Origin of the sequence: Mesorhizobium escarrei (assembly GCF_935825525.1) — a bacterium.
Classification (GTDB): Bacteria; Pseudomonadota; Alphaproteobacteria; order Rhizobiales; family Rhizobiaceae; genus Mesorhizobium; species Mesorhizobium escarrei.
On record NZ_CAKXZT010000117.1, the window covers coordinates 76068 to 91107 of the forward strand.

Consider the following 15040-nt stretch of genomic DNA (forward strand, 5'->3'; position numbering starts at 1 on the left):
CACGGTTGCGGCCCCATCGTATTACTTTCAACTGGACCAGGCCGGCCGCTGGCTTTATCGAAATAGCGAGCGACGTCACCAGCTTGGCGTCGCTCCTGCGGGAGCCTGCGTGACCGTGCGTTCGAAGATTTTTCTCGTCGTAGCGTTTACGCTCGCCGTTACCGGCTGCGCCGGCCGCAAGACACACGACCTTCTCAACACGACGACCGTGACGGTGCCTGCCTCCGACATCGCGGCCACGCATGAGATCTTCGTCGCCACCACCCGGAAAAGAGCAACGAAAGATCCGCGGCAGGTGTTCGATGGTGACCGTTCACCGACCACCAGTTTTGCCAGTGTCGAGGTCACCGTCCCGAAAATCCATCAGGTCGGCGCCATCGAGCGGGTCAGGGGCTCCGCCAACAGCAATCCGGCCAAGGATTTCACGGCAACTGAGGTCGAATTCTACGAAGGCGCCCCGCAATTCGCCAAGGCGGTCGGCGCCGACATCGCCATGCGCGGCGACCGCGCGCTGGTTTTCGTGCACGGCTTCAACAACGGTTTCGACGACGGCATCTACCGGCTGACGCAGATCGCGCACGACACAAAATACTCCGGCACGCCGGTGCTGTTCTCATGGGCGTCGAGCGGCAAGACCACCGGCTATATCTACGACAAGGAAAGCGCCAACGCGGCGCGCGACGATCTCGAAGAGACCTTGCGGATGCTGGCCAAGACGAAGGCCAAGAGCATCGACATCATCGCCCATTCGATGGGCACCTGGGTGACGATGGAGGCGCTGCGCCAGCTTGCCATTACCGGCGACCGTGATCTGAGCGACAAGCTCGGCTATGTCATCCTGGCCTCGCCCGACATCGATGTCGATGTGTTCAAGAAGCAGATGATCCGTTACGGCAAGCCGGACAAGCCCTTCGCCATCCTGCTTTCGGGCGACGATCGCGCCCTGAGACTCTCCTCCCTGATCTCCGGCGACAAGCCGCGCGTCGGCGACTATGGCGACGCGGCCGACCTCGCCAGCTATGGCGTGTCGGTGGTCGACCTGAGCAAGACCAAAGGCGGCGATCGCCTGAACCACGCCAAATTCGCCGACAACCCGTTCCTGGTGCAGTTGCTCGGCGACCGGCTGCGCGCGCCGGCCGGCCTGGCATCAGACGAGGTCGATCCGGCGCAGCCGATCGACAATCTCGGCCAAGGCATTGGCAAGGCGGTCGGCTCCGTCGCAGAAATCGTCATCACCACGCCGTTCAAGGTGCTGACCATCGCCACCGGCGGATGAAGAGCGGACAACAGGACCACGCTGTGCCGGGCTGGCCGGCTCAGTAGGATATCTCGCCATCGACAATCTCTGCTTCACGATAAGGGTCTCGTTTGAAACCCCTTCGCCGCCAACTACGGACATTGGAGCCACAACTGCCGCTCGCGCTGCGAACCGGCGAGCCTAGCCGTCCGGGTCGCCGCCATCCTCACTCGACCTGCGAAGGTGGCCTGCCCTCCTTCCAAAGACTGGCCGGCCAAGCCCCGCCCGAGAAGGCGAATCATTTCGGGGCTGTCCGTGAACGCATTGTGACCGAGCGGATCGTGTTGATCGACGGCGCTCGCATCGATCACGGTTATTCCGAGCCGCTTGATATCAGCGGAGTAAGGACCGAGATCGACGCCGCCGACAGCTCCGACGCGAATGACGCCGCCCGAGATCAATCTTGAAACCTCCAGCGCCTTGTCCTCAGTCGAGGTGAAGATGGTGAAATGCGGCAGTTTTGGCCCCATCTCAATGACTTGGCGACGAAATACGTCCACGTCGATGTCCGGCGACGCCAGGATGACATTGTTGATTTTGGCTGGAATTGTCCCGTTGCGCATGCCGACGCCACGCAGCGCCTCCGCCGTAAGCCAGGCTCCCAAGGAATGGGCGAGTATCGTGACTTCGCCGACGTCGGGGCTTCCGGCGGCTTGAAGGATCATGTCTTCCAAAGCCCGACGCGAATAGTTGGTGCTTTCCTTGTCGTAGAGATAGCCGGACACGCTGGCGCGCGAAGGCCAGGTGAAGAGTATCGGCGCTGCATCCGTTCCGGAATCATGAACGATCTGGGCAAAGCGGAAGACCGCATCGGAATAGCTGCTGTTGAAACCGTGGACGAAGATGACGGCCTGCCGTTTGGCGTTCCGGTTCTTGCGAAACCACCGCAGGACATTCTGTTCCGATGCGACTTTGCCGACCTTCAGGACGGCAAAGTCCTTCTCGGGATTGGCCGGCACGTATGTGGGCCACTGGACCTCGCCGATTTTGCGATTTCGATCTGGGGGAATGGAGACAACGATGCTGTTGAATGAGATCGCCGTGCCTCTGTCGCCAGAATAGAGCCGGCCGGGATCCTCGACCGGCTTGCGGGTCGTGGCGACAAGCATGTCGACCTGGGCGGCATCGTCGCCGGGGGCGAGCGCAAGCGGCTTGAGCACGCTCTCCGGCCGCGTCGCGCAGGCAGCCAGGACGCACAGGATAATCGGCGGCAAAAGCAATGCACGGCACCAGGAGCGAAATGCCGTCACGTCATTGCTCCCCGGCATCGGGACGAATCCGGAACCATACGACGTAGAGCGAAGGCAGAAAGAGCAGGGTCAGCACTGTCCCGACGATGATGCCGCCCATCATTGAATAAGCCATCGGACCCCAGAAGATCTGCCGCGATATCGGGATCAGGGCAAGCGTGGCGGCTGCGGCCGTCAGCATGATCGGCCTCATACGGTGTTCCGTTGCCTCCACGACTGCTTGCCATGGAGACATTCCAGATCCGCGCAATTCCTCGATTTGTACGACCAGGATGACCGAATTGCGGATGAGGATGCCGATGAGGGCCAGCACACCCAGCAGGGCGACGAAGCCGAGCGGCGCGTTGCTGAGCAGCAACGCTGCGACAACGCCGATCAAGGCAAGCGGCGCGACAGAGAAGACGAGGAACAGCCGGTGGAAGCTCTGGAGCTGGATCATCAGGAGCGTTGCCATGGCAAACAGCATGACCGGCGCCACCGCCAGGATAGGACCTTGGGACTTGGCGCTTTCCTCCACAGACCCGCCGACCGCGACGGAGTATCCGACGGGCAATGTCGTCTTGAACGCCTCGACCTTTTCGGCAAGCGCCGCCACAATGGTTGCTGGCTGCGTCGCATCCTTGATGCCGGCCTTGATGGTGATGGTCGGGATCCGGTCGCGCCGCCAGATCGTCGGCTGTTCGAGTTCGTAGCGGAACGTCGCCACGGATGACAGCGGGATGACCTTGCCACTGCTGCTCGATAGTTGAAGATCGAGCAACGTGTCGACGGAACCGCGCTCCTCTGCTTCGGCACGGCCGGTCACGTTCACGAGATAGATGTCATCCCTGACCTGCGTCGCGGTTGCTCCCTCGACGATGCTGTTCAGCGCCGTGGCGATATCCTCCGAGGAAACGCCCAACTGTCGCGCCTTGTCCTGCAAGACATCGATCTTCACCACGCGCGCCGGTTCGTTCCAGTCGAAGGCAAGATTGGTCAGCGATGATTGGGTATCGACGATGGAGCCCAGCTTGCCCGCGAGATCGCGAACCGTCTGGATATCAGGGCCCGATACCCGATATTGAACCGGCTTGCCGACTGGAGGACCGATATCGAGCAGCTTCACGTAGGCGTCGGTGCCCGGAAACATCTGATGCAGGTAATCCTGCAGGTCCTTTCTAAGCTTGTCGCGGACGTCCAGTCCCTTGGTCACAATGATGGTCTGCCCGAAGGTGATGTCGTTCGGCTGCGGATCGAAGGAGAGGATGAAGCGCGGTGCGCCCCTTCCGACATAGGTCGACCAATGATCGATATCGGGATTGCCGGCGAGCTTCTCCTGTTCGAACCGTGCCATCTGCCGGCTGGTTTCGCTGATCGAGCTGTTGTGCGGAAGATTCCAGTCGACAATCAGTTCCGGCCGATCGGAACTGGGGAAGAACTGTTGCTGGACCAGCGACATGCCTGCAACGGACAAGGCGAAGATAGCGACCGTCACGGCGATCGTCACCCATCGCCAGCGCAGGCAAAGATGAAGAATGCGGGCAAAGGCGGCTGCAAACCAGCCCTTGTGATCCGCATGCCTTTTCATGGTTTTCGGCAGTATCGTCACGCCGAGCAACGGCGTGAACAGAACCGCGACCACCCAGGAAACGATGAGCGACACGGCAATGACGACGAAAAGCGAGAAGACAAATTCGCCCGCGCTGCTGCTGTTGAAGCCGACCGGGATGAAGCTCGCGACAGTGACAAGCGTGCCCGTCAGCATCGGGAAGGCGGTCGAGGTGTAGACGTGGGTAGCGGCTTTTTCGAGACTGTCGCCGACCTCGAGCCGGGCTACCATCATCTCCACGGCGATCATGGCGTCGTCGACGAGAAGACCAAGGGCGATGATCAGCGCCCCAAGCGAGATTCGCTGCAGCGAGATGCCTGTGTATTGCATCACCAGGAAAGTAATGGCGAGAACCAGCGGAATTGAAATCGCCACCACCAGTCCAGCCCTCATCCCGAGGCTGACGAAGCTTATGGCAAGCACGATGGCAATCGCTTCGAACAAGGCATGCGTGAAGCTCGATACCGCTTCATCGACGACTGCCGGCTGGTCGGACACGCGCTCTACCGCGGCGCCGACCGGAAGATCCTGGGTAATTTCGGCGATCATCTTTTCCAGCGCCTTGCCGAAGTCGACGAGATTGCCGCCGGCCTTCATCCCGACAGTCAGAGCGATCGCCGGCTTGCCGTTGAAACGAAACAGGGAGGTCGGCGGATCGACATAGCCGCGGGTGATGGTTGCGACGTCGGTCAGCGGAAAGAACCTGTCATTGACCCGCAGATTGATCGCTCGCAGGCTCTCCTCGGAGATGAAGCGGCCACCGACGCGCAGGGCGATACGTTCCGGTCCCGCCTCGATGAATCCTGATTGGGCGACGGCGTTTTGCGCCTGAAGAGTGGAAATGATCGAGGACCGGTCGATGCCGAGCACAGCCATTTTGCGGGTCGAGAATTCGAGAAAGATCGCTTCATTCTGCGCCCCTACGATCTCGACCTTGCCGACATCTGGAACCGTCAGAACCTTCGTGCGGGCGCCCTCGACGAGATCGCGCAATTGCCTCTGGCTCAGCCCATCACCGGTGAAGGCGAAGATGTTGCCGTAGACGTCGCCGAAGCGGTCGTTGAAGAAAGGTCCGACGACACCCGAAGGAAAATCAGCCTGGATATCGGCGATCATGTTGCGGACGCGCAGCCAGGTTGGCGCGACATCCTTTGCCTTCGTCGATGGCAGGAGATCGACGAAGACAATCGTCTGGCCGGCGGTGGTCAGGCTGCGGGTATGCTCGACAGATTCGAGTTCTTGCAGCTTCTTTTCGATACGGTCGCTAACCTGCTGCGTTACTTCCTGGGCCGATGCACCCGGCCATTGCGCCTGGATCACCATGGTCTTGATGGTGAAGGATGGATCTTCCTCGCGGCCGAGCCCGACATAGGCAAGGATGCCCGCCAACGCAAAGGCAATCATAAAATACCAGACAAGGGAGCGATGCTCGAGCGCCCAGTCAGAAAGGTTGAACTTGTTCACTGGGGTAGCTCCTGTGCGGGTCTTATCCTTTGGCCGTCCGCGAGTTCATTGGCGCCGGCGACGGCAACTTCTTCTCCGTTTTGCAGTCCCGACAGGACCCGGACACGAGCAGCCCCGGCGGGCCGGGCTTCGAGCCGGACCGGTCTCAGGGAGATTGTGAGTTTGGCCCGGTCGATCACCCAGACATGGTCGGCGCCATGCCGCTCAAGGATCGCGGAGGCCGGCAGCGCGATCGCGCTGGTCGACGCTTGGCTTGCCGTAGCCGTGACGACGGAACCGAGACGGAAAACCTCGGGTGCCTCGTTCAAGGCGATCTTCAACCTGTGGGTGCGGGTATTGGCGTCGGCTTCCGGGCCGATCTCTCGCAGAACGCCCGCCGTCCGAAGAGTGTCGTCAAGCTGAAGAGCGATGTCGAAGCGCATCCCCAGGCGTAGTGAATCGACCTGGGCTTCGGGCACATCGACCACAACATCACGACGATCGAGGCCGGCGAGTCTCAGAACCGTCTGACCGGCCGTGACCGTTTGTCCGACCTGGACCGAAGTCGCGGTCACCACGCCATCGAATTCGGCTTTCAACCTCGTGTATCCAAGCTGCTCGCGTGCCTTGTCGAGACGAGCCTGCGCCTGTCCCACATCCGCCTCGGCCGACTTGAGGCCCTGCTCCGCAACTTCGGAATCGGCAACGCTGCCGGTTTTTGCAGACGCGAGATTGCGCTTGCGCTTTTCGGTGGCTGTGGCGTTCTCGAGTTGCGCCTCGGCGTTGCGCAGATCAGCCTCGGCGCTCGTCACAGCAAGCTGCAGCGCCAGAGGATCGAGCTCGGCCACAACATCGCCCCTGTGCACCAGATCGCCGACATCGACGCTGCGCGATATGACGCGGCCCAATGCCCGGAATGCCAGATCTGTTTCAACCCGCGCCTGCACGACGCCGGCGAAACTCAAAACAGCGGGCTGCTCCGGTTTCGCCGTGATGACGTTGACCGGCCGTGGTGGAGCCGCTTTCGCGGCTGGGCTTTGGTCGCAGCCCGAAACAAGCAACAGCAGCAGAACGGCCTGAAGCAGATAAGAATCGTTATCACCTGAACGAACCGACTTGAGATGCGTGAACGGAAGTTGGTCATGTCACTTCTCCTGCCAGGCCACAGGCTGGCCTTGCTTGAGGAATTTTCCGCCGTCGGTGACGATCAGCTCCTGTGGCGCGATCCCACCGGTCACGATGAAATCGGCTGTTCGATAGCGGGCGACCGCGACCTTCCGCAGCGAGACAGATTTGCTTGCCGCGTCGATGACCCATACGGCCGGCTCACCCCCGGCGGAGGCCATGGCGCTCCACGGCAGGATCACACCTTCACGAGACGGCGAATGGAATTCACCCACCACCGACGTTCCGAGCGACCATTGCGCCTCTTGCGGAAGCGCCACCTTGACGCGGATGGTCCCGGTGCTCGTATCGATGACTGGAGAGACTTCCCGGATGTTCCCCCGTGCCGTGCGCGCCCGATCACCCACCGGAGCAACCTCGACATCAGGCGTCGGTGAGCCTGGGAGCAAAAAGGCTTCGAACACGTCGAATGAGGCGTCCCGCGGGCCATCGCGAGCAAGCGTCAGCCGGCTGCGCCGCAGAGACCACTTGGCCTGCTTCGACGCTGCGCGAAGTGATGACGCCATCTGCGTCGGCTTTCAGCTCGGTATGGGAAAGAGTATCCAGCGCCGTTTCTAAACTCGCCTGGGCGACTTCCAGAGAGCCCTGCGCTGTCGTCAATGCCTCTCGCGCCCCATCATAGGTCGACTGAGCGATTGCTCGCGATTTCAGCAATGTCTTGTAGCGTTCGAAGGCAAGCGCCTTCTGCTTGACGGTGGCTTGTGCCGACCGCAGGCCCGCCCGGGCGGAATCGACATCGGCGCGTTGCTCGGTGTCGTCGATGCGCATCAGGACGTCGCCCGCACGCACCCGTGATCCGACATCCACGCGCCGTTCTCTCACCCTGCCGCCGGTCCGGAAAGACAACTCGGATTGAACCCGAGCCTTCACTTCCCCCGTGACCTCGGCGCCCGGTTGGTATTGAGCCAGCGAGGCGGGAATTGCTCGCACCGGCTGCGGTGCCGCATGGGTTGAGGTATGGTCTTCGCAGCCGACCAGGGCGGCACAGGCGAGACCCAGAATGATCGGGCGAAATGTGTTCATTGCTCCAGCCACCGTTGCATCAGACGAAACGGTGGGCTAGATATCGCTGACTGACGAGTTAGTCAATGGATTTTTTTTAGATGGAATCGTGTGACCGGTTCAACGAAGGATGTCAGCTATGGAAAAGAAACTTTCTCGAGCAGAACAGAAAGCGAGGCGCCCGCACGAGATCCTCGATGCAGCCTTCGAGGAGTTTGTCGAAAAGGGATACGCAGCCACGCGCGTGGAAGACGTCGCTGCACGGCTTGGCGTCACAAAGGGCACCGTCTACCTATATTTTCCGACGAAGGAGGCTTTGTTCGAGGCAACGATCGGACATGTCTCGGCGCCGTTCGAAGACGTTCGAGCTTCTATCGATGCTCTGCTAGGCACTCATTCCGACCGGTTGCGCCAATTGCTTCTCCTGGGGTACGACAAGCTCGCCGGCGACAGAAAGACGAGAGAATTGTTGCGCCTCCAATTGGCTGAAGGTTCGCGCTTCCCCAACATCATCGACCGGCATCATGGCGAGTTTATCGCACCCCTGCTCGACGCAGTTCGCGCGCTTATCGAGCAAGGCGTGGCTTCGGGCGAGTTTCACCCGGGCGCCGCTGCAAATATGCCGGAAGTGGCGATCAGCTCGGCTATTCACCTCACTATCTGGAAACTGATCTTCGCAGACAGAAATCCTATCGATGAGGCGGCCTTCATCGAGGCACATATCGATCTCGTCCTCTACGGCTTGTTGGCACGTCCCCGGTGAGGCGACGGTAGGCTGGTGGCTAGCGGCGCTGGGCCGCTCGTGGGCTAAACGAACAGGTCGACCTTCTGGAACGTCGTCACGTCGACCAGGCCGACATCGGAAATCCTCAGTTCCGGGATGACGACCAGCGCCAGCAGCGAGTGCTGCATGTAGGCGTTGTTCAGCGAACAGCCCATCTTGCGCATCGCCTCGGTCAGCTTGTCGGCCTTGGCCGCGACGATTTCGGCGCGCTCGTCCGACATCAGGCCGGCGATCGGCATTTCGACCAGCGCCAGTTCCTTGCCCTTGGAGAACAGCACAACGCCGCCGCCGACCTCGCCCAGCCGGTTGACCGCCAATGCCATGTCCTGCTTGCTGGTGCCGACGACGATGATGTGGTGCGCATCATGCGCCACGCTGGAGGCCATGGCGCAGTCGCTCATATAGCCGAAGCCGGAGACGAAGGCGTTGGTGACGCCGCCCGTGCCGCGGTGGCGCTCGACCAGCGCGATCTGGCAGACGTCGTTGCGACGGTCCATGGCGACCAGTCCGTCCTCCACCGGAAGGTCGGCCTCGAGCGCCCGCGTCGGCGCCTGGTTCTCGATCACGCCGATGACCCGCACCCGAATTTCGTTGGCGCCGATAGGCGCCACGATGTCGAAATCCCCCGGTCTGAGCTTCTTGCCGAGCTTGACAGTGTTCTTTGCCGTCTTCGGATAGTCATAGGCCGGAATGTCGATGTCGAGCTTGCCGCCCTTGGCCAGCCTGACGCCGCGGCCATAGACCTCGTCGATGGTCATTGCGGCCAGATCGGAAACGATCAGCAGATCGGCGAGCCGCCCCGGCGCGATCGACCCCAGATCGCGCTCCAGCTTGAAATGCTGGGCGGTGTTGAGCGTCGCCATCTGGATCGCGGTCACCGGCTTCAACCCCTGGCTGATGGCGTGGCGGACCACCCGGTCCATATGGCCTTCATGGACGAGCGTCCCAGAATGGCTGTCGTCGGTGCACAGGATGAAGTTGCGCGGATCGAGCCCGCTCTCCGTCACCGCCTTGATCTGCGAGGCAACGTCGTACCAGGCCGAGCCCAGCCTCAGCATTGCCTTCATGCCCTGGCGGACGCGGGCGATGGCGTCCTCGGCCCGCGTGCCTTCGTGGTCGTCCTCGGGGCCGCCGGCGACGTAACCGTGGAACGGCAGGCCGAGATCGCGCGAGGCATAATGGCCGCCGACGGTCTTGCCCGCCCTCACCGTCGCGGCGATCTCGCCGGCCATCACCGGATCGTTGGCAGCCACACCGGGAAAGTTCATCACCTCGCCAAGCCCGATGATGTTTTCCCACCCCATCGCCTCGGCCACATCGGCGACCGTCAGCTCGGCGCCGGCATGCTCCAGCCCCGGCGCCGAAGGCACGCAGGACGGCATCTGCACAAGCACGTTGATCGGCATGGCGACGGCCTCGTCATGCATCAGCCGCACACCCGGCAGGCCAAGCACGTTGGCGATCTCGTGCGGATCGATGAACATCGAGGTGGTGCCGTGCGGGATGACCGCGCGGCAAAACTCCGTCACCGTCACCATGCCGCTCTCGACATGCATGTGAGCGTCGCAAAGGCCCGGCACCAGATAGCGGCCGCCGGCGTCGACCACCTTGGTGCCCTGGCCGATGGCGTGACCGGCATTCGGCCCGCAATAGGCGAAACGGCCGCCGGCAATGGCAATGTCGGTGCCGGCGATGATCTCGCCGGAATGAACGTTGACCCAGCGCCCGTTGCGGATGACGAGATCGGCGGGCCTCCTGCCCATGGCGACGTCGACCAGATGCGTCGCCGCCTCGGCCCAGGGTTTTGGTTTCGTCGCACGCGCGGTCTTCGCCATGAGGAGGACTCCTGTTTTCCCGACTGTGCCAAGCCGATGGCGTTTTGACCAGCGAGGAACTGTGGGTCGTGTGCGGCTACGTTGTGTGCTGCTACTCACCTCTCGTTGCCGGACTCCGGAGTAGGCGCCGTCGGCGAGGCTGCCGATCTCCCCCTTGCGGGGGAGATGCCTGGCAAGGCAGAGGGGGGTGCTGTCCCTCCAACTTCTCAAGACCTGAGCTTCCTCGCCCACTACTTTCGTGGGGAGAGGAACCCAAGCTGGAATGAAGCCGCGATCCTTCCCACCCCCCTCTGTCCTGCCGGACATCTCCCCCGCAAGGGGGGAGATCGGATGTCGCATCGGCTTTCGCCAACCACCAGCGCTGGAACGCAGGCGATAGGGCGCGGCCCGCTCCCGAGGTGGCCTGGGAAGCGGCCGTCAAGTATCCTGCCGCTGTTCCCTGTCGCGGCAGTTGAGAAGGTCGACCAGATCGTCGGCCTCTTCGATGGGCATGTCGATCAACGGGACGCCGACCTCGACAACGGGCAGCCCCGTGAACACATCGATGATGTCCCACGTGCCTTCAGGTGTCTTCTCAATGTCGTAGCGTTGAGTCATGGAGTGTAGGAGAAGATGGGGGTGCAGGAGAAGATTAGCGCGTTTACCCGGTTATCGCTCGTTTGGGCTCCGCGGAAACGGTTCCCGCCCGGCCTGATCAAGCGCCTCAACCAACGACGCAAGGGGGCTGGGCAGGCGCAGGTCGACGGCAAGATCCAGCGCGTCGTGTAAATACCGGCGATTGTCTTCGGAACGGATCAGTTGCCGTATGGCGTTGGCAACAGACTTCCCTTGTCTTGTGTCAAATTCTGCCATGTTCGGGATTCCAGTAGCTTCCGTCCGAAACTCAGCCGTTGCAAAATGGTTCCGGCATCTTATCAACTTTGAATCAGTGGATTGCCCCTCGCTGGCGAGGGTTGCCGCTGGCTCGACGACGGCAGCCACGCCGTCGATTTGGTGCACTGTGCTGATTTTGCGCCCGACGACCCGCCGCCAAGGCGGGTTTTTGGTCCAGGTTTTAGCGCCATCAATGGACATTGAGGCGAGGTTCAGATTTTAAGCCACATGTCGTTTCTTGCAGCGCAGCGACAAAGCGTGCTTCCAGTGTCAGATTTTTCGATGGCAGAAGATGGCTTGACGGCCTTCGGTTGGCGTCTGAAAAGGACTGGCCTGCGGACGTGGCGGAATTGGTAGACGCAAGGGACTTAAAATCCCTCGATCTCTGATCGTACGGGTTCGATTCCCGTCGTCCGCACCAGATTTGAACTATTCGGGACAGCTTGGCGGACGAGTCATTTCGCAGGACCGCAACTGCCGACGTCTCGCGCATTGGGCTTGCCGGCCTTCAAATCCGAAAGTTGCGGAATGGACGGATCTGGTCCTCCGGAATATTCTTCGTAGACTTTCCTGTCCGCCGGGATTTGCCGGCCTGACGAGGTAAACGCGACCATACCTGTATTGCCCACATAGGCGACCGCCACTCGCATTCTGCAGAAGTACATTTTCTCGCCGCTGGAAACGAACCAGCCCAGCGAGCCTGATGAACCTCGCGACAGCTTGCCGGTCTTGTATCCCTTGCCTTGCAGGTTGGAATAGGATTCTGCGTGTGACGGGGTAATCGATGCCAGGAGAAAGACGGCCATCGAAGTTGCACCGAACCACTTCGGCAAGTTTTTGACAATCATGGATCTGCTTTCCTCCTGTTGCATCTCAGCTTCAGTTGCATCTCAGCCCGTTGCGGAAAGCAATTAAGGCCCTCACACCCGGATCGGGTTCAGCTTCAGATGCTGGATCAGGATGATGGTCTTGGCGTCGATGATGCTGCCGTCGTAGATGCCGGCCAGCGCTTCGTCGAGCGGCATTTCCAGAACCTCGATGTCTTCGCCTTCTCCCGGCGCGCCGCCACCGTCGGAGATGCGGTCGGTCGGCGAATAGCGCGCGACGAAAAACCAGAGCCGCTCGGTCACGCTGCCAGGGCTCATAAAGGGGGAAAACAGCCGCTCTACGTCCTTCAGTCGATAGCCGAGTTCCTCTTCCGCCTCCTTGCGAATGCAGGTTTCGGGATCATGTTCATCGAGCAGGCCGGCGCAGGCCTCGATCAGCGGCTCGCGGTGGCCGGTGGCGTAGGCCGCGTAGCGGAACTGCCGCACGAGCAGAACCGTCGAGCGCTCCGGGTCGTAAGGCAGGATCACCGCGCCGTCGCCGCGATCGTAGGTCTGGCGAATCTGCGTCTCCCATTGCCCGTCGCGCCGGCGATAATCGAGGACGGTCTTTTTCAGGACGGCCCAGTCGTCGGAAAGGACTTCTTCCGAACGGATGCGAATGCGGTCTTCCATGGTGAACTCCGTGTTGCCGGCGAGGCGTAGCGGTGATCTGGCATTCGCGCAATCCCGACAGCAATTCAGGGAAATCGCTTCAGGGGAAGGATCGCGGCTTCATCCAGCTTGGGTTCCTCGCCCCACGGGAGTGGGGAGAGGTGGCTCGGCGGCGCCGAGACGGAGAGGGGCCGCGCCTTACGAAAGCCCCCTCTCCGGCCGCTTCGCGGTGGGCGAGGAACCCAAGTCTTGACAGGTCGCTCTGCCCGGCACCCAGCGGCGTCCTTCACCGCCTCGTGTATGGCGCAGGCGCAAACCACCGCCTAAATAGCGACAGCCCCTCCCCGGAGTTTTCCTCATGACCCCTTCCCTTTTCCAGCCGATCACGCTTGACGGCCTGACCTTTCCCAATCGCATCGCCGTGGCGCCGATGTGCCAGTATTCCGCCGAAGACGGCTCGGCCAGCGACTGGCACCTGTATCACTGGATGAACCTGGCGATGTCCGGCGCCGGCATGGTCACCGTCGAGATGACCGACGTCGAGCGGCGCGGCCGCATCTCGCATGGCTGCCTCGGCCTTTATTCCGACGACAACGAGGCCGCCGCCCGGCGCGCGCTCGATGCCGCCAGGCGCGTCGCCGCCCCCGGCACCAAATTCGGCACGCAGCTTGCCCATGCCGGCCGCAAGGCCTCCAACCAAAAACCTTGGGAAGGCGGAGGGCCGCTGAAGGCCGATCAAGACCCGTGGCCGATCGTGTCGGCCTCGGCAATCGCCTACGACACGGGCTGGCAGGTGCCGCGGGCGCTGGAGGAGGAGGAGATCCTGCAGATCATCGAGCGCTTCGCCGAGGCGGCAAGGCGGGCCGAACGTGCCGGCTTCGACTTCATCGAATTGCACGCCGCGCACGGCTATCTGATCTTCCAGTTCCTGTCGCCGCTTTCCAACCAGCGCACCGACCGCTGGGGCGGCTCGCTGGAAAACCGCATGCGTTTTGTCGTCGAGATCGCCAAGGCGGTGAGAAAGGCAGTGCCCAAGCTGATGCTCGGGGCGCGCCTGTCGGTGAAGGAATGGGTCGATGGCGGCTTCGACATCGAGGACGCGATCGAAGTGGCCAAGGCGCTGAAATCAGCGGGGGTCGCCTATCTCTGCTGCTCGAGCGGCGGCAATTCGCCCCTGCAGAAGCTGCCGACAGGTCGCGGCTACCAGGTGCATCTGGCGGAAGCCGTTCGCAACGGAGCTGGCATCCCGACACGGGCCGTCGGCCTGATCGACGATCCGAAGCAGGCCGAGGCGATCGTCGCCGAGGGCCGTGCCGACATGGTGGCTTTGGCCCGCGCCTTTCTCGCCGATCCGCGCTGGGCGTGGCGCGCCGCGGCCACCTTCGGCGAAAAAATCCAGCCGGCGCCGCAGCTTGCCCGCTCGGTGACGACGATGCAGCACTGGATGAAGGCGGCCGGCTGACCGGCCCGATTGCATGGCTGCCGCCCAAACAACCGCTACCCCCGAGACATTTACGCACGCCGAGGGGCGTGCAACCAAATTGGCCGCTCCGCGTTGGCGGCGATGATGGACAGCAAGCCCTTTGAAAAGCCGGTCGTGGTCGAACTTGGCCATGTTGGCAAATACCGCGAGATCCGCAGCACGCAGGAAGCGGCGGAGTGCCTGATGACCGTCTGGCCACTCAATCGTGGCCCTCGGCATCGCGATGCTCTCGACACTTGCCTAAAAGTGCTGGAAGGTTATCGTTCGACAGCGGATGCGCGCCGGGCATTGGTCGAGGCCGCCAAGGAATCGGACGTGCTAGTTCCCGACGAGAGATTGCCCGAAGGCAAACTGCCCGAAGGCAAATTGCCCCAAGGCAAACTGCCCCAAGGCAAACTGCATTGAGCAAACCGAGCTTTTTCCACTGGAGGATTTCATGGCCAAGCTGACCTACAAGATCGTCGAGCATGACGGGGGCTGGGCCTATAAGGTCGGCGAGACCTTTTCGGAGACGTTCCCTACCCACGAGGACGCACTGCGCGCCGCCGAGATCGCTTCGGCCGAACAGCAGGTCGCCGGCACCACCGACGGCATCCAGTACGAGGACGCCGACGGCAAATGGCACGACGAGCTTGCCGACGGCCGGGACCGGCCGCAAACCGAAGTTTCCGACTAGGCAAGTGTCGTTTGCGGATGGCTTTTCGCGTCTCTGGTTGTAAGAGCTGGGGCTTGACAAGTTATGCTCTTGTCATGATCCCGGACTTGGCGAATTTCGGCCCTGCCAGGGACGCCCACAATCACGCGCGACGAAGAAGGGCGCTT

Annotated in this window: 15 protein-coding genes and 1 tRNA gene; 6 read left to right on the top strand and 10 right to left on the bottom strand. The window is 61.9% G+C overall.

Translation table 11 applies throughout. The features are described 5' to 3' along the window. The first annotated feature begins 109 nt into the window (after window positions 1-109). A complete protein-coding gene (locus NMG80_RS10345; protein ID WP_254017999.1) occupies window positions 110-1276 on the top strand; it encodes an alpha/beta hydrolase in 1167 nt (388 codons plus the stop codon). A 113-nt stretch (window positions 1277-1389) separates the two neighbouring features. On the opposite strand, the gene NMG80_RS10350 is transcribed toward NMG80_RS10345, so the two are convergent. The 5 genes from NMG80_RS10350 to NMG80_RS10370 are packed head-to-tail and all read right to left on the bottom strand — an operon-like array spanning window position 1390 to window position 7786. Further along, a complete protein-coding gene (locus NMG80_RS10350; protein ID WP_436798580.1) occupies window positions 1390-2547 on the bottom strand; it encodes an alpha/beta hydrolase in 1158 nt (385 codons plus the stop codon). Window position 2548: 1 nt separating this feature from the next. Beyond that, complete coding sequence (locus NMG80_RS10355) at window positions 2549-5599, bottom strand: efflux RND transporter permease subunit (protein ID WP_301943348.1); 3051 nt, start codon at window positions 5597-5599, stop codon at window positions 2549-2551. After that, window positions 5596-6663 carry an efflux RND transporter periplasmic adaptor subunit gene (locus NMG80_RS10360; protein WP_254018113.1) on the bottom strand — a complete coding sequence of 356 codons (1068 nt, stop codon included), beginning with the start codon at window positions 6661-6663 and terminating at the stop codon, window positions 5596-5598. Before NMG80_RS10360 ends, NMG80_RS10355 begins: the two co-directional genes overlap by 4 nt. Window positions 6664-6723: 60 nt before the next feature. Next, a complete protein-coding gene (locus tag NMG80_RS10365; protein WP_254018000.1) occupies window positions 6724-7110 on the bottom strand; it encodes an efflux RND transporter periplasmic adaptor subunit in 387 nt (128 codons plus the stop codon). A gap of 16 nt (window positions 7111-7126) precedes the next feature. After that, window positions 7127-7786 carry an efflux RND transporter periplasmic adaptor subunit gene (locus NMG80_RS10370; RefSeq protein WP_254018001.1) on the bottom strand — a complete coding sequence of 220 codons (660 nt, stop codon included), beginning with the start codon at window positions 7784-7786 and terminating at the stop codon, window positions 7127-7129. 109 nt (window positions 7787-7895) lie between these two features. Between NMG80_RS10370 and NMG80_RS10375 the strand changes: the two genes are divergently transcribed. Further along, window positions 7896-8528 (top strand): TetR/AcrR family transcriptional regulator, encoded by a 633-nt coding sequence (locus NMG80_RS10375; protein WP_254018002.1) that lies wholly within the window; start codon window positions 7896-7898, stop codon window positions 8526-8528. 44 nt (window positions 8529-8572) lie between these two features. Here NMG80_RS10375 and ade read toward each other — a convergent pair whose 3' ends face one another. The 3 genes from ade to NMG80_RS10390 all read right to left on the bottom strand — a co-directional run bounded on the left by ade (window position 8573) and on the right by NMG80_RS10390 (window position 11458). Further along, window positions 8573-10384, bottom strand: a complete 1812-nt coding sequence (gene ade / locus NMG80_RS10380) for an adenine deaminase (RefSeq protein WP_254018003.1) — start codon at window positions 10382-10384, stop codon at window positions 8573-8575. A gap of 417 nt (window positions 10385-10801) precedes the next feature. After that, entirely contained in the window at window positions 10802-10981 is a 180-nt protein-coding gene (locus NMG80_RS10385) for a hypothetical protein (protein ID WP_254018004.1), read from the bottom strand. Window positions 10982-11032: 51 nt separating this feature from the next. Then, on the bottom strand, window positions 11033-11458 hold the full coding sequence (locus tag NMG80_RS10390; RefSeq protein ID WP_254018005.1) for a hypothetical protein: 426 nt from the start codon (window positions 11456-11458) through the stop codon (window positions 11033-11035). 134 nt (window positions 11459-11592) lie between these two features. Here NMG80_RS10390 and NMG80_RS10395 point away from each other — a divergent pair. Then, window positions 11593-11678, top strand: a tRNA-Leu gene (locus NMG80_RS10395). A 34-nt stretch (window positions 11679-11712) separates the two neighbouring features. Here the strand turns inward: NMG80_RS10395 and NMG80_RS10400 are convergent. Beyond that, window positions 11713-12105, bottom strand: coding sequence for a hypothetical protein (locus NMG80_RS10400; RefSeq protein ID WP_254018006.1), 393 nt, complete (start codon window positions 12103-12105; stop codon window positions 11713-11715). Window positions 12106-12177: 72 nt separating this feature from the next. Beyond that, window positions 12178-12756 (bottom strand): NUDIX domain-containing protein, encoded by a 579-nt coding sequence (locus NMG80_RS10405; RefSeq protein ID WP_254018007.1) that lies wholly within the window; start codon window positions 12754-12756, stop codon window positions 12178-12180. 337 nt (window positions 12757-13093) lie between these two features. Between NMG80_RS10405 and NMG80_RS10410 the strand changes: the two genes are divergently transcribed. From NMG80_RS10410 to NMG80_RS10420, 3 genes are all read left to right on the top strand, one after another. Then, complete coding sequence (locus tag NMG80_RS10410; RefSeq protein WP_254018008.1) at window positions 13094-14197, top strand: NADH:flavin oxidoreductase/NADH oxidase; 1104 nt, start codon at window positions 13094-13096, stop codon at window positions 14195-14197. A 105-nt stretch (window positions 14198-14302) separates the two neighbouring features. After that, window positions 14303-14623 (top strand): DUF982 domain-containing protein, encoded by a 321-nt coding sequence (locus NMG80_RS10415; RefSeq protein ID WP_254018009.1) that lies wholly within the window; start codon window positions 14303-14305, stop codon window positions 14621-14623. 31 nt (window positions 14624-14654) lie between these two features. Beyond that, entirely contained in the window at window positions 14655-14894 is a 240-nt protein-coding gene (locus NMG80_RS10420; protein WP_077371423.1) for a DUF2188 domain-containing protein, read from the top strand. The last annotated feature ends 146 nt before the right edge of the window (window positions 14895-15040 follow it).

Coding starts and splice junctions, on each gene's coding strand:
- NMG80_RS10370 (WP_254018001.1), bottom strand. CDS start 7,786: ATGAACACATTTCGCCCGATCATTCTGGGTCTCGCCTGTGCCGCCCTG.
- NMG80_RS10375 (WP_254018002.1), top strand. CDS start 7,896: ATGTCAGCTATGGAAAAGAAACTTTCTCGAGCAGAACAGAAAGCGAGG.
- ade (WP_254018003.1), bottom strand. CDS start 10,384: ATGGCGAAGACCGCGCGTGCGACGAAACCAAAACCCTGGGCCGAGGCG.
- NMG80_RS10385 (WP_254018004.1), bottom strand. CDS start 10,981: ATGACTCAACGCTACGACATTGAGAAGACACCTGAAGGCACGTGGGAC.
- NMG80_RS10390 (WP_254018005.1), bottom strand. CDS start 11,458: ATGTCCATTGATGGCGCTAAAACCTGGACCAAAAACCCGCCTTGGCGG.
- NMG80_RS10400 (WP_254018006.1), bottom strand. CDS start 12,105: ATGATTGTCAAAAACTTGCCGAAGTGGTTCGGTGCAACTTCGATGGCC.
- NMG80_RS10405 (WP_254018007.1), bottom strand. CDS start 12,756: ATGGAAGACCGCATTCGCATCCGTTCGGAAGAAGTCCTTTCCGACGAC.
- NMG80_RS10410 (WP_254018008.1), top strand. CDS start 13,094: ATGACCCCTTCCCTTTTCCAGCCGATCACGCTTGACGGCCTGACCTTT.
- NMG80_RS10415 (WP_254018009.1), top strand. CDS start 14,303: ATGGACAGCAAGCCCTTTGAAAAGCCGGTCGTGGTCGAACTTGGCCAT.
- NMG80_RS10420 (WP_077371423.1), top strand. CDS start 14,655: ATGGCCAAGCTGACCTACAAGATCGTCGAGCATGACGGGGGCTGGGCC.